12 protein-coding genes and 1 pseudogene are annotated in these 13147 nt (G+C 73.3%); 9 read left to right on the top strand and 4 right to left on the bottom strand.

The window, feature by feature from the left end:
• The 3 genes and pseudogenes from V7Q31_RS14390 to V7Q31_RS14380 form a co-directional block, all read left to right on the top strand.
• Positions 1–722 (top strand): annotated as a pseudogene (locus V7Q31_RS14390) (ATP-dependent zinc metalloprotease FtsH); the annotation flags it as partial.
• 249 nt (positions 723–971) lie between these two features.
• On the top strand, positions 972–2156 hold the full coding sequence (locus tag V7Q31_RS14385; protein ID WP_333834553.1) for a sensor histidine kinase: 1185 nt from the start codon (positions 972–974) through the stop codon (positions 2154–2156).
• Positions 2157–2289: 133 nt separating this feature from the next.
• Positions 2290–4101 (top strand): ABC transporter transmembrane domain-containing protein, encoded by a 1812-nt coding sequence (locus V7Q31_RS14380; RefSeq protein WP_442976603.1) that lies wholly within the window; start codon positions 2290–2292, stop codon positions 4099–4101.
• 4 nt (positions 4102–4105) lie between these two features.
• On the opposite strand, the gene V7Q31_RS14375 is transcribed toward V7Q31_RS14380, so the two are convergent.
• Entirely contained in the window at positions 4106–5146 is a 1041-nt protein-coding gene (locus V7Q31_RS14375; RefSeq protein ID WP_333834551.1) for a zinc ABC transporter substrate-binding protein, read from the bottom strand.
• Positions 5147–5260: 114 nt separating this feature from the next.
• Here V7Q31_RS14375 and V7Q31_RS14370 point away from each other — a divergent pair, with 114 nt between their 5' ends.
• Genes V7Q31_RS14370 through V7Q31_RS14360 form a run of 3 tightly spaced genes read left to right on the top strand, consistent with a single transcriptional unit; the run spans position 5261 to position 7461 of the window.
• On the top strand, positions 5261–5755 hold the full coding sequence (locus V7Q31_RS14370; protein ID WP_333834550.1) for a transcriptional repressor: 495 nt from the start codon (positions 5261–5263) through the stop codon (positions 5753–5755).
• A gap of 6 nt (positions 5756–5761) precedes the next feature.
• Entirely contained in the window at positions 5762–6361 is a 600-nt protein-coding gene (locus V7Q31_RS14365) for a histidine phosphatase family protein (RefSeq protein ID WP_333834549.1), read from the top strand.
• Complete coding sequence (locus V7Q31_RS14360) at positions 6358–7461, top strand: glycosyltransferase family protein (protein ID WP_333834548.1); 1104 nt, start codon at positions 6358–6360, stop codon at positions 7459–7461. Before V7Q31_RS14365 ends, V7Q31_RS14360 begins: the two co-directional genes overlap by 4 nt.
• A 21-nt stretch (positions 7462–7482) precedes the next feature.
• Here the strand turns inward: V7Q31_RS14360 and V7Q31_RS14355 are convergent, their stop codons facing one another.
• Positions 7483–7971, bottom strand: coding sequence for a peroxiredoxin (locus tag V7Q31_RS14355; RefSeq protein WP_333834547.1), 489 nt, complete (start codon positions 7969–7971; stop codon positions 7483–7485).
• Between the two features lie 319 nt (positions 7972–8290).
• Here V7Q31_RS14355 and V7Q31_RS14350 point away from each other — a divergent pair, with 319 nt between their 5' ends.
• Entirely contained in the window at positions 8291–8767 is a 477-nt protein-coding gene (locus V7Q31_RS14350) for a fasciclin domain-containing protein (protein WP_333834546.1), read from the top strand.
• An 8-nt stretch (positions 8768–8775) separates the two neighbouring features.
• On the opposite strand, the gene lptG is transcribed toward V7Q31_RS14350, so the two are convergent.
• Positions 8776–9885 carry an LPS export ABC transporter permease LptG gene (gene lptG / locus V7Q31_RS14345; protein WP_333834545.1) on the bottom strand — a complete coding sequence of 370 codons (1110 nt, stop codon included), beginning with the start codon at positions 9883–9885 and terminating at the stop codon, positions 8776–8778.
• Positions 9882–11099, bottom strand: a complete 1218-nt coding sequence (gene lptF, locus V7Q31_RS14340) for an LPS export ABC transporter permease LptF (protein ID WP_333834544.1) — start codon at positions 11097–11099, stop codon at positions 9882–9884. Before lptF ends, lptG begins: the two co-directional genes overlap by 4 nt.
• Positions 11100–11111: 12 nt before the next feature.
• Here lptF and V7Q31_RS14335 point away from each other — a divergent pair, with 12 nt between their 5' ends.
• Positions 11112–12602 carry a leucyl aminopeptidase gene (locus V7Q31_RS14335; protein ID WP_333834543.1) on the top strand — a complete coding sequence of 497 codons (1491 nt, stop codon included), beginning with the start codon at positions 11112–11114 and terminating at the stop codon, positions 12600–12602.
• Positions 12603–12713: 111 nt separating this feature from the next.
• Positions 12714–13147 (top strand): hypothetical protein (locus tag V7Q31_RS14330; protein WP_333834542.1); only part of this gene is annotated, 434 nt, incomplete at its 3' end.

The following is a 13147-nucleotide window of genomic DNA, read 5'->3' as shown; positions in this document are numbered from 1 at the left end:
GGCGCTCGATGATCATGACCGAGAAGGAGAAGTCGCTGACCGCCTATCACGAGGCGGGCCATGCCGTGGTCGGCCTCAACGTCCCCGCGCACGACCCGATCCACAAGGCGACGATCATCCCGCGCGGCCGCGCGCTCGGCCTCGTGCTGTCGCTGCCCGAGCGCGACCATCTCAGCCAGACCCGCCAGATGCTCACCTCCAAGATCGCCATGGCGATGGGCGGGCGCGTCGCAGAGGAGCTGGTGTTCGGCGAGGAGCAGGTGACCAACGGCGCCGCTTCCGACATCCAGCAGGTGACGCGGATCGCCCGAGCCATGGTCACGCAGTTCGGCATGTCCGACAAGCTCGGCGCCATCGACTACGCGAACGAACGCGAGAGCTTCCTCGGCATGCAGCAGGGCGCCAGCAACGTCTCGCAGGACACGCAGGAGATCATCGATCAGGAAGTGCGCCGGTTGGTCGACGAGGGCTACGAGACCGCGAAGCGGGTACTCACCGAGAAGCGCGACGATCTGGAGCGGCTGGCGCAGGGGCTCCTGGAGTACGAGACCCTCACCGGCGACGAGATCCGCAAGGTTCTGGCCGGCGAGAAGCTCGACCGCAGCGCCGATGGCGGCGCGCCGCCGCCGGGCGCGACGCCGGTCAAGCCGCGCCTCGCCTCGATCCCCAAGGTCGGCAAGCCGCGCGGCGACGACGGCGGGCTCGCGCCGCAGCCCAACTGAGGCGAAGGACGGCCCGCGGCGCAGGCTGGAAATCGGCGTCCCGGGGCGAGCGGCGCCGCGATCTCGCGCATGGTCCGTGGCGTCGTCATGGGCCGCCCAACGCGCGTCTCAGGAGGGCGTAACCTTCTGCGGCCCGGTCTGTCGGCGGAAAACAGCGGAACTCGGCGCGTGCGCCCTTGCGGGCGCGCGTCGCGCGCAGGATTATCGAGGCGGGAGTTTTTCGATCAGCTGTTTCCGGGAGCGGCCCAGATGCGGAGCGTTCAGGACGGGCGCGCCGGCCCTCCGGGTCGGCAGGCGCGCGCCGCGCCGCGCGACCTCTCGGTCGCGGTGGTCGACGACAGCGCCGAAGATCGCGCGCTGATCCGCGATCTCCTGCGCAAGCTGCCGCATTACCGGGTCGACGTGTTCGCCGTCGCAAGCTACCGCGCCGCGCGCGACGCGCTGTCCGCGCGCCGCTTCGACATCGCGCTGATCGACCGGCGTCTCGACGAGGGCGACGCCTTCCAGCTTGCGCGCGCGCTCGGCGGCGCTGCGGCGGCCTCGCCGCTGGTGCTGATGACCTCCGCCGGCGACGCCGCGCTCGAGGACGAGGCGGCGCAAGCCGGCTTTCTCGATTTCCTCGACAAGTCCGAGCGCTCGGCGGTGACGGTCGAGCGCACGTTGCGCTACGCGATGGCCGCCCACGCCCGCGAACGGGCGCTCGCTGCGGCGCTCGCCCGCGCGCGCGCCGCCGAGATCGCGCGCACCGCCTTCGTCGCCCGCCTGAGCCACGACCTGCGGGGCCCGCTCGGCGGCGTGCTGGGCTTCGCGGAAATGATCGAATCGGGGCGGGTGGCCCCGGACGACGCCGCCACCTTGCACGACTACGCCGGCTCGATCGCCGCCTGCGCGCGCCAATGCCTCGGGCTCGTCGAGGAGTTGCTCGCCCAGCGCGTCGCGGAGGAGGAAGCGACGCGCGACGGCCCGCCCCGCGATGCCGACGCGCCCGAGATCGACGCAGGCGCCGCCCTGCGCGAGGGCCTCGACGCGCTCGCGCCCGACGCCGCGCGCTTCGGCGTCGCGCTGCGCATCTCGGTCGAGCCCGATCCGCTGACCGCGCGGATCCCGGCGCAGACGCTGCGGCGCATCGCGCTCAACCTCGCCGACAACGCGCTGCGCTACGCCGCGCAGACCGTCGAGGTTCGGCTGACGGCGGAGGCCGACCGGCTGTCGCTCGAAGTCCGCGACGACGGGCCGGGCGTCGCCGAGGACGCGCTGACCCGGCTCGGCGCGCCGCTCGCGCGCGGCGACCAGCGCGGGCGGCGCGGGGCCCGGGGCCACGGGCTCGGCCTCGCCTCGGTGCGCGCGCTGGCCGAGGCGCGGGGCGGCGCGCTCGGCCTGCGCAGCGCGCCCGGCGAAGGGCTGACCGCGACCGTGACCCTGCCGCGGCGCTGACGCGCCTCCGAGCGTCCGGCCCGATGCGACGACAAGCCCACCGCGCCGGGCGCCCCCCGCAGTTGCCGCGCCGCCCGACCGGCTGATATTCACGCAGCGGTTGGGTTTTCCTCGGGGACGATCGGAGAGCGGTTTGGCGCGCAGGGCGGTTGGCGACGTGAACGACGAGGCGAGCAAGCGCGACAAGGGGCGCTCGCTGAAGCCGCTCGCCGCGCTCTGGCCGTTCCTGCGCCCCTACAAGCGCCTGATCGCCGCCGCGCTGACGGCGCTGCTGCTCGCCGCTATGTTCACGCTGGTGCTGCCGCTCGCGCTGCGCCGGGTGATCGACCTCGGCTTCGACGCCGACAAGGCCGACAAGATCGACCAGTATTTCCTCGCGATGATCGCGGTGGCCGGCCTGCTCGCGATGGCCACCGCGCTGCGCTTCTACCTCGTCACGCGGCTCGGCGAGCGGGTGATCGCGGATGTGCGCAGCGCCGTCTACGACCGCGTCATCGGCATGAGCCCCGCCTTCTACGAAAAGCTCCAGACCGGCGAAGTGCTCTCGCGCCTGACCACCGACGCCACCGTGATCCAGAGCGTCGTCGGCTCATCGGCCTCGATCGCGCTGCGCAACGTGCTGATCCTGCTGGGCGGGATGGCGATGCTGATCGTCACGTCGCCCAAGCTGAGCGGCATGGTGCTGATCGCCGTGCCGATCATCGTGTTCCCGATCCTGCTTTTGGGCCGGCGCGTGCGCCGCCTCTCGCGCGAGAGCCAGGACCGCGTCGCCGACGCCTCCGCCTGCGCCGCCGAGACGCTGGTCGCGGCGACCACCGTGCAGGCCTACACGCACGAGGCCCGCTCGCGCGCGCGCTTCGGCGGCTTCGTCGAACAGGCCTTCGACGCCGCGCGCCGGCGCATCGAGGCGCGCACCGCGCTGACCGCCATCGTCATCTTCATCGTGTTCACCGCAGTCGTCGGCGTGATGTGGATCGGCGCGCGCGACGTGATGGCCGACCGCATGTCGCCCGGCCAGCTCGGCCAGTTCATCTTCTACGCGATCTTCGTGGCGGGCGCCGTCGGCGCGCTGTCGGAAGTCTGGGGCGAGCTGATGCGCGCCGCCGGCGCCACCGAGCGCCTCATCGAGTTGATGCAGGCCGAGGACCCCATCGCCCGGCCCGCCAACCCCATTCCGCCCGCGGAGCCCGCCGAGGGCCGGGTGCGTTTCGAGCATGTGAGCTTCCGCTACCCCGCCCGCCCCGAGACGCTGGCGCTCGACGACGTCAGCTTCGAGGTCAAGCCGGGCGAGACGGTGGCGCTGGTCGGCCCCTCCGGCGCCGGAAAATCGACCATCTTCCAGCTGCTCCTGCGCTTCTACGACCCGAGTTCCGGCCATGTGACGCTCGACGGCGTCGCGCTCGACGCGATGGACCCCGAGCGCCTGCGCAGCCGCTATGCGCTCGTGCCGCAGGAGCCCGCGATCTTCGCCGACACGGCGCGCGAGAACATCCGCTTCGGAAAGCCGAACGCGAGCGACGCCGAGATCGAGGCCGCCGCGAAGGCCGCCGCCGCGCATCGCTTCCTCGCGAAGCTGCCGCAGGGCTACGACACGCAGGTGGGAGAGCGCGGCGTGATGCTGTCGGGCGGGCAGAAGCAGCGCATCGCCATCGCCCGCGCGATCCTGCGCGACGCGCCCGTGCTGCTGCTCGACGAGGCGACTTCGGCGCTGGACGCCGAAAGCGAGCGCGCCGTGCAGGAGGCGGTCGAGCATCTCGCGCGCAGCCGCACCACCATCGTGATCGCGCACCGCCTCGCCACGGTGAAGAAGGCCGACCGCATCATCGTGCTCGACGAAGGCCGCATCGTCGCCGAAGGCCCGCATGACGCGCTGGTGGCGCAAGGCGGGCTCTACGCCCGCCTCGCCCGGCTCCAGTTCTCCAGCGCGGCGCTCGCGGCGGAATAGCGCCTCAGTCGGCGAGGCACTCGGTCAGGTCGCGCGCCATGCCGCGCAGCAGCCCGGCGTAGAGGTCCGGCCCCGGCTCGAGCGACGCGCCCAGCGGGTCGAGCGCGCCCTTGCGCGCCTGCGTCCCCTCAACCACCGCATCGATCACCCGCGGCGGAAACTGCGGCTCGGAGAACACGCAGGTCGCGCCGAGCTCGCCGATCTTGCCGCGGATCTCCGCCAGACGCGCCGCGCTCGGCTGCGCCCCGTCGCCCACCACGATCGAGCCCGAGGCCGACAGGCCGAAGCGCCGCTCGAAATACTGATAGGCGTCGTGGAACACGATGAAGCCCTTGTCGCGCGCGGGCGCCACCGTCTCGGCGATCTCGGCCATGAGCGCGTCGAGCCCGGCCTGCGCGGCGGCGGCGTTGGCGAAATAGCGCGCGGCGTTCTCGGGGTCGGCTTGGGAGAGCGCCGTCGCCATCGCGGTCAGCCACGCTTTCGCGTTTTCGGGGTCGAGCCAGAGATGGCTGTCGAAGACGTGGTCGTCATGGTCGTGATCGCGATCGTGATCGTGGTCGTGGTCGTGGTCATGGTCGTGCGCGTCGGCCTTCGCGTCGGCCTCATGCGCGTGGTCGTGATCGTGACCATGTTCCTCCGCTTCGTCGTGGACGTGCTTCTCGAAGGTCGCGCCCATGCGATAGGGCAGCCGCGCCACCCCCTGCGCTTCGGCGAGTTCGACCGACACGGCGTCGGCGGCGAGCGCCTCGATGGCGTCATGCAGCCAGGGCGACAGCGCCTCGCCGACCCAGAACACGATGTCGGCCTGTTCGAGCGCGCCCGCCTCGGACGGGCGCAGCGCATAGCCGTGCGGCGAGGCGCCGGGCGGCACGATCAGCGCCGGCGCGCCGACCCCCGCCATCACCTGCGAGGCCAGCGCGTGGACAGGGGGAATGTCTGCGAGCACGCGGGGCGGTTCCGCCGGCGTGGGGCCGGCCGCCAGCGCGCCCGCTGCGAACAGGGCGCAAAAGGCGGCCCCGCGCAGGCGCTGCGACGATGATCTCATCTTCGGTCTCTCCCAGAGTGGAAACGGGGCGGCGGGCGGACTGTCCTTCGCCGTCCCCCTGTTATAATGTGACAGCGTCGCTTGCGGCAAGTCCGACGTTACAGGATAACATACATGAGCCTTGTCGCCGCCTCTCCCGCCGTCTTCGGGCGCCATGACCACGCCGCCTGCCGCGAGACGGCGATGGCCTCCGCGCGCGCGCTCTGCGCCGAGCGCAAGCTGCGGCTGACGCCGGTGCGGGCGCGGGCCCTGGAGATCCTGCTCGAGGATCACCGGGCGATGGGGGCTTACGAACTGCTCGACCGGCTGCGCGCCGAAGGGCTCGGCGGCCAGCCGCCGGTCGCCTATCGCGCGCTCGAGTTCCTCGTGGGGGCGGGGCTCGCGCATCGGGTCGAGAAGCTCAACGCCTACATCGCCTGCGCCCATCCCGACGACGCGCATGACGCGGCCTTCCTGATCTGCCGCGGGTGCAAGGCCGTCGCCGAAGCCGACGCGGACCGGCTGCGGGCCGCGCTGGGGGCGGAGGCCGCGCAGATCGGCTTCGCCGTCGAGCGCATGGTGGTCGAGGTCGAGGGCCTTTGCCCGCGCTGCGCCGCCGCCGAAGCCTGAGCGTCAATGCACGGCGCCGCGATCGCGCTCCTGCGCCATTTCCCGACCGACTGGAACGAGGAGGGCCGGTTGCAGGGCCGCGTGGATCGACCGCTGACCGACGCGGCGCGCGACGCCTTGCGGAGGTTCCGCCCGCCGCCGCCCTGGGACGCGGCGGAGATCGTCGCCAGCCCGCTCTCGCGCGCCGCCGACACCGCCCGCGCCCTCTGGCCCGACGCCCCGAACCGCGTCGATCCCCGCCTCGTCGAACTCGACATGGGGGCGTGGGAGGGCCGGCGCGGCGCCGATCTGCTCGCCGACCCCGCCTCGGGCTTCCGCCCGGTCTCCGAATGGGGGTGGGATGGCGGGCCGCCGGGCGGCGAGAGCCCCCGCGCGGCCTTCGCCCGCGTCGCGCCGCTGCTGGCCGAGATCGCCCGCGCCGGGCGCGCGACGGTTCTCGTCGCCCATCGCGGCCTGATGCGCGCGATCCTCGCCGTCGCCTGGGGCTGGGACTACGACCGCCCCGAGCCCTTCGCGATCAAGCGCGCCCGCCTCCACCCGCTGCGTCTCGACGCAGGCGGCGCGCCGGTCGCGCCCGACCCCCCGATCCGCCTGATCCCGCGATGACCCGCGTCGCGCTGCTCGTCTGCCATCTCAGCGGGTCGGGCCATCTCGCCCGGACCCTGACGCTTGCGCGCGCGCTGGCCGCAGCCGGCGCCGAACCGCTCGTGATCAGCGGCGGCAGGCCCTTGCCCCATCTCGACCCCGGCCCGGTCGCGCTGGCGCAGCTTCCGCCGCTGCGCGTGGAGGGCCACGACTACGCCACGCTCCGCGACGCCGAGGGCCGCCCAGCCGACGGCGCCCTCATGGCCCGCCGCGCCGACATGCTCGCGGGGCTCATCGGCGAGTTCCGCCCCGACGCGCTGGTCACCGAGCTGTTCCCCTTCGGCCGCCGCATCCTCGCGGCCGAGTTCGAGGCGGCGCTGCGGCGCGCCGACGCGCCCGCCTTCTGCTCCGTCCGCGACCTGCCCGAACCGCCGCGCAAGCCCGCCCGCTACGCCGAGACCGAGGAGCGCCTGCGCCGCTGGTATCGCGCCGCGCTCGTTCATGGCGACGCGGCGCGCGCGCCCTTGTCGCGCGCCTGGACGCAGGCCGAATCGGTCGCCGATCTGACGCTCCACACCGGCTATGTCGCCGAGCCGCTCCCGCCGCCCGAAGGCGATCCGGACGAAATCCTCGTCGCCGAAGGCGGCGGCGCCCTCGGCGCGGACCTGCTCGCCTGCGCGGTCGAAGCCGCGCGCGGCGACGCCCGCATGTGGCGGCTGCGCGTCGGCGGCGCCGACGCCGAGGCGCGGATCGCCGCCTTGCGCCGGCGCGCCGCCGGCGCGCCCGTCGTCGTCGAGCGCGCCGGGCCCGATTACCGCGCGCGGCTGGGCGCTGCGGCGGCCTCGGTCAGCCTGTTCGGCTACAACACCGCCGTCGATCTGCTGCAAAGCCGGACGCCCGCCGTGATCGCGCCCTTTGCAGAGGCCGGCGAGCGCGAACAGACCCTCCGGGCCGACGCCTTCGCCGGACTGCCGCAATTCGAGCGGCTCGACGCGGCGCGCCTGTCGCCCGAGGCGCTGCGCGCCGCCGCCGCCCGCGCCGTCGCGCGCGGGCGCGGCCCCGCCTCGTCGGTCGATCTGGACGGCGCCGCGCGCAGCGCCGCCCTGATCCTGTCGCGCTGATTTCCGTCCCCTGACCGCGCCTCAGATCTGGTCGAGCAGCGCGTCGCCGGTCGAGCAGGTCGCCTCGCCGGGGCTCGCCTCGACGTTGAGAACCTGCACCGCCCCGTCGTGCACCAGCATCGAATAGCGCTTGGAGCGCACGCCGAGCCCCGCGCCCGACCCGTCGAAATCGAGCCCCAGCGCCTTGGTGAAGGCGGCGTCGGGGTCGGCGAGCATCGTCACCCCGGCGGCGCTCGCCCCGGTCGCCTCGCCCCAGGCCTCCATGACGAACGGGTCGTTGACCGACACGCAGACGATGCGCGCGACGCCTTTCGCCTTCAGCGCCGCGACGTTGTTCACGAAGGAGGGCATGTGCTTGAGGTGGCAGGTCGGCGTGTAGGCGCCGGGCACGGCGAACAGCGCGACGTCGCCGGCGCCGAACACCTCCGAGGAGGGCACGTCGCGCAGGCCGTCCGCGTCCTTGGTCTTGAATGTGGCGGCGGGAAGCGCCGCGCCGACGGTGATGGTCATGGGGGAGAACTCCTCGCTGCGTGTCTGCCGGTCTGTCGTCTCGCCGGTCTGCCGGGCGCGTGCGCGCCGCCGCGGACGATAGCGGCGCGCGACGCCCGGGTCATCCCCCGCCGACGCGAGCGCCCGGTCGCGGCCTGCGCCCGGAAATCGCCTGTTTTTCGCCACATTTCAAACGGTTGTCCTAGCGCGCGCGGGCGCCGCTTCAACCGCCCGCGCGCGAACGCTCTGTCTCCGGTCTTCCGGTTGAGCCCGCGCTCAGCGGCTTATCTGCGGGTCAGCCGCGTCGCAGGGGCGCGGCGCAGATCAGGAGAGACCGACCATGCTGAAGACCGCCGCCGCAGGCCTCGCCGGCCTCGCCATGAGCGCCACCGCCGCTTTCGCCGCCGAGCAGGACATCGTCGACACCGCGATCGGCGCGGGCTCCTTCACCACGCTCGTCGCCGCCGTGCAGGCCGCCGGCCTCGTGGACACGCTGAAGGGCGACGGCCCCTTCACCGTCTTCGCGCCGACCGACGAAGCCTTCGCCGCGCTCCCCGCAGGCACGGTCGAGTCGCTGCTTCTGCCCGAGAACAAGGACCAGCTCGTCGCGGTGCTGACCTATCACGTCCTGCCGGGTCAGGTGATGTCGGCCGACATTCTCGGCCAGAAGCTCTCGCCGACCACGGTGCAGGGCTCGACGGTCGACATCGACGCGACCGACGGCGTGAAGATCGACGGCGCTTCCGTGGTCGCCGCGGACGTGGCCGCCAGCAACGGCGTGATCCATGTCATCGACCGGGTGATCCTGCCGAACTGAGGCGCGCCTCAGCCGTCCTCGAGATGCAGGACCAGCGCGGCGGCGAAGAGCGCCGCCGCGGCTGGAGGGCCCCATGCCCCCAGCACAGCGGGGATCGCCCCCGACGCCGCCAGCGCCTTGGCCAGATCGGACAGGAAGTAGAAGCCGAGCCCGGTCACCGCCGCCGCCAGCGCCATGCCGCCGAGCCCGCCGAGCCGCGCATGGCGCATCGAGAACGCCGCCCCGATCAGCGCCATCGCCGCGAACAGCAACGGCGCCGCGAGCTGCCCGTGCCACTGCGTCCGATGCCGCTGCGCCGAGAAGCCCGACGCCTCCAGCGTGCGGATGAAGGCCGGAAGCGCCCAGACCGACACCTGCTCGGGCGGCGCGAAGCTGTCGAGGATCTGCGCCGAGGTCAGCTCGGTCGGCGCGCGCATCTCCTCGAAGGGCTCCGCGCGGACCACGTCGAGCCCTTCGGCGTCGGGGTCGATGACATGCCGCACGCCCCGCCGCAGCGCCCATGCCCCGTCTCCGAGTTCCGCGCTTTCGGCGTCGATCCGGCCGGTCAGCACGTCCTCGCGCCCGAACAGATGGAACGTCACGCCGTCGAGCCGCGTGGCCTGCGGATTGGCGGCGCGTGCGTGGATCACGACCTGGCCTTGCGGCCCGCCGTCGCGCAGCCACAGCCCTTCGCGCGACACCGAGAGCGGGCTCTCGCGCCCCGAGAACCAGCGCGCCTCCAGCGTCGCGAAGCGCTCGGCCGAGAAGGCGGCCAGCGGATTGAGCGCCACGGTGCTGAGCGCGCCGAGCCCGACCGCCAGCGCGAGCGGCGCCGCGACCAGCGCCCAGGCCGACACCCCCGCCGCCCGCGTCACCACCAGCTCCGAACTGCGCGCGAGGCGGGCGAAACAGGCCAGCGACGCCAGCAGCGTCACGAAAGGCGAGGCGGTCAGCGCGATCGCGGGCGCCTGCAGCGCCGCCATGCCGAGGATCGCGCCGAAGCCGATCTCGGCGCCGCTGCTGCGCCGCAACAGCTCGATCGCGTTGATCATCACGATCAGCGCGAACACGACGGCGAAGGCCGACAGGACGAGCCCGAGGAACCGCCCGCCGATATAGCGCGACAAGGTCCAGCTCACGCCGCGCCCCCCGCGCCCGCCCCCGCCGCCGCCGGCCGCCGCGCTCGCCACCGCACCCCGCCATGCGCGAGGATCGCCAGCGCCGCCGCGGCCCCGAGGATCGGCGGCGCGTACATCGTCGGCCAGAGCGACGGCTCGGCGGCCGTCGCCGAGCGCATCGCCAGCCCCGTCAGCCGCAGCGCCACGCCGACCCCCACCGCGAGAAAGATCCGCGCCGCATAGCCCCGCCGCGAGAAGCCCGCGCTCAGCAGCGCCGCCACCGCCACCAGCGGCAACGCCAGCGCGTAGAGCGGCCCGGAAAGATGCTCGTGCCCTTCGGCGTAGAAGCGCCCGAGCGAATATCCGCCGAGCTGTTCGGCGGTCGGCGCGATCAGCTCCAGCACGTTGCGCTCGCGCGGGCGGGGGGTGCGCTGCGCCGCGTCGCGCATGAACTGCTCGAGGTCGAAGACCAGCGTCTCGAAGCGCAGCACCGACAGCGCCGCGCCGGTCTCCGAGCGCTGGGCGACGCCCTCGAACATCACCATCCGCAGCCCGCCCTCCTCGCGCCCCAGCACGGCGCGCCTTGCGGCGTAGGTCGTCTCGGCGCGCGGGTCGCGGCGGTCATGGACGAACACGCCGCGCATCTCGCCCGAGGCGAGGTTGTCTCGGACATAGATCGTCAGCCCCTCCGACGGATGCACGAAGCGCCCTTCGAAGATCAGCGCGTTGGCGATGTCGCCGCGCAGCTCCTGCAGCCGGTCGCGCAGGGTCTGCGCCGCGGTCGGCGTCAGCCAGAGCGTCACCGCGAACAGCGCCGCCGTCACCCCGGCCCCGAAGATCGCCGCCGGTCGCGCCAGCGCCAGCATGCTCATCCCCGAAGCGAGCATCGCGACGATCTCGGACTCCGAGAACAGCTTGTTGACGGCGTAGAGCGTCGCCCCGAACGCCGCGATCGGCAGCACGATCGACATGACGAAGGGCAGCAGCAGCGCGCTGAACTCGAGGAACACGGCGGCGCCCTGGCCGGTCTCGACCACCTGGTCGATCACCTGCAGCGACTGCGTCAGCCAGATCACCCCGGTGAACACCAGAATGAAAAAGCCGAAGGGTTTCAGCATCTCGCGCAGCACATAGCGGGTGAGGGAGGGCGACAGGGGCGGCTCCGGCGCGGCGCCCGCCCGCGCGCGCTTGGCGCGCCGCGGCGGACAGGCTAGGTCTGAAGCGCAAGATCGCATCCGGAGCCCGCAATGACCAGCCCCGCCGAACTCTCCTGGGTCGCCCCCGAGGACGCGCCCGTCGCCGCCGCCGAGGGCGCGCTCGTCGTCTTCGCCGCGCCCGACGGCCCGCTCGCCGGCGCCGCCGCCGAGGCCGACGCGGCCACGGGCGGCGCGCTCTCGCGTCTGCTCGCAGCGCCCGCCTTCAAGCGCAAGGCGGGGGCCGCGGCGGCGCTCGACTTTCCCGCAGGGCTCAAGGCCGACCGTCTGATCCTCGCCGTGGTCGGCGAGGGGGCGGCGGCGGCGCGCAAGGCGGGGGCGGCGGCTGCGGCGAAGCTCGCCTCCGGCGCAGCCACTTTCCACGGTCTCGGCGACGCGGAGACCGATGCGCAACTCGCCTTCGGCGCCGCGCTGCGCCTCTACGATTTCGACCCCTACAAGACCCGCAAGGGCGAGGACGCCAATGGCGAGGAGGCCGCGCCGAAACCCCGCCGCCTGATCTTCGCGACCAGGGTCCCGGAAGCCGCGGCGAAGCTCTCGGGCCCGCTGGCGGCGCTCGCCGAGGGCGTGTTCTTCACCCGCGATCTGGTCAACGAGCCCGCCAACGTGCTGACCACCGAGGATTTCGCCGCGCGCCTCGCCGCGATGGGCGAGCTCGGCCTCGACGTCGAGATCCTCGACGAGGCGGAGATGGAGAAGCTCGGAATGCGCTGCCTGCTGGCGGTGGGCCGCGCCTCCTCCAGCCCCTCGAAGCTCGTGGTCATGCGCTGGAACGGCGGCGCGCCCGACGCGGCGCCGCTGGCGCTGGTCGGCAAGGGCGTGACCTTCGACAGCGGCGGCGTCTCCATCAAGCCCGCCGCGGGCATGGAGGAGATGACGATGGACATGGGCGGCGCCGGCGTCGTCTCCGGCGTCATGCGCGCGCTCGCGCTGCGCAAGGCCAGGGCCAACGTCGTCGGCGTCGTCGGCCTCGTCGAGAACATGATCTCCGGCGACGCCCAGCGCCCCGGCGACATCGTGAAATCGATGAAGGGCGACACGGTGGAGGTGATCAACACCGACGCCGAAGGCCGCCTCGTGCTCGCCGACGCGCTGTGGTTCACGCAGGAGCGCTTCAAGCCCGCCGCGATGATCGACCTCGCCACGCTGACCGGCGCGATCATCGTCGCGCTCGGCAGTCATCACGCCGGCTGGTACGCCACTGACGAGCCGCTGGCCGAGGCCTTCGCCGCCGCCTGCGCCGAGGAAGCCGAGCAGGCCTGGCGGATGCCGCTCGGCGAGGCCTACGACAAGCAGCTCAAATCGCGGCTGGCGGACATGAAGAACACCGGCGGGCGCGACGGCGGCTCGATCACCGCCGCGCAGTTCCTCAAGCGCTTCGTCAAGGACGAGACGCCCTGGATTCATATCGACATCGCAGGCGTCACCCTGCTGAAATCCGCCTCCGACCTCGCCCCCGCCGGGGCGACAGGCTGGGGCGTGCGCGCGCTCGACCGTCTGGTGCGGATGCGCTTCGAGGGGTGAGCGCGCGCAGCCGGGGCGCCGCCGCGCCCCGGCTGCGACAATTCGATGAAAATGCGCGTTAACCTTTAATCGAAATTTACACGTCGGCCATTCGATCCCATGCTTGCCGCCATGGGACGACGACTTGCGAATCTGAGAGGAACGGCGCGCCGCGCGAGTTGCGCGGCCCTGGCCGTCTTCGCCTGCGTCTCCGTCGCCTCGGCGGCGCGTCCGCCATCCGATGCGCCGCTCGACGTCGCCGCGCCGCCGGCGCCGGTCGCGCCCGTCGTCTCGTGGCGGCTGCTCGACGCGCAGGCCGCCCCGTCGCCCGCGATCTCGGCCGCCCCGCTCTCGTCGCTCTCCGCGGGGGGCGCCCGCCCGACCCGCGTGATCTGCGTCGCCGCGTCGGACTGCTACGCCGGCGCCTGGCCCGACCGCATCGCCGCCCGCGCCGAACAGGCCGCCGCCCGCGCCGAACGCGTCGCCCCCCTCTCGGCCTTCGCCGCCGCCCCCTTCGCCCTGTTCTCGGTCGCCGCCATCGCCTGGGGGCTCGCGCGGGGGGAGCG

The sequence above is a fragment of the Rubrimonas sp. genome (assembly GCF_036788415.1).
Taxonomy (GTDB): Bacteria; Pseudomonadota; Alphaproteobacteria; order Rhodobacterales; family Rhodobacteraceae; genus Rubrimonas.
Note: the sequence above shows the minus strand (reverse complement) of the source record. Positions and strands in the feature narration are given on the sequence as shown.

Bases quoted from the DNA above. Each gene is read 5' to 3' on its own strand.
- V7Q31_RS14385 (WP_333834553.1), top strand. From the start codon at position 972: ATGCGGAGCGTTCAGGACGGGCGCGCCGGCCCTCCGGGTCGGCAGGCG.
- V7Q31_RS14375 (WP_333834551.1), bottom strand. From the start codon at position 5,146: ATGAGATCATCGTCGCAGCGCCTGCGCGGGGCCGCCTTTTGCGCCCTG.
- V7Q31_RS14370 (WP_333834550.1), top strand. From the start codon at position 5,261: ATGAGCCTTGTCGCCGCCTCTCCCGCCGTCTTCGGGCGCCATGACCAC.
- V7Q31_RS14365 (WP_333834549.1), top strand. From the start codon at position 5,762: ATGCACGGCGCCGCGATCGCGCTCCTGCGCCATTTCCCGACCGACTGG.
- V7Q31_RS14360 (WP_333834548.1), top strand. From the start codon at position 6,358: ATGACCCGCGTCGCGCTGCTCGTCTGCCATCTCAGCGGGTCGGGCCAT.
- V7Q31_RS14355 (WP_333834547.1), bottom strand. From the start codon at position 7,971: ATGACCATCACCGTCGGCGCGGCGCTTCCCGCCGCCACATTCAAGACC.
- V7Q31_RS14350 (WP_333834546.1), top strand. From the start codon at position 8,291: ATGCTGAAGACCGCCGCCGCAGGCCTCGCCGGCCTCGCCATGAGCGCC.
- lptF (WP_333834544.1), bottom strand. From the start codon at position 11,099: ATGCGATCTTGCGCTTCAGACCTAGCCTGTCCGCCGCGGCGCGCCAAG.
- V7Q31_RS14335 (WP_333834543.1), top strand. From the start codon at position 11,112: ATGACCAGCCCCGCCGAACTCTCCTGGGTCGCCCCCGAGGACGCGCCC.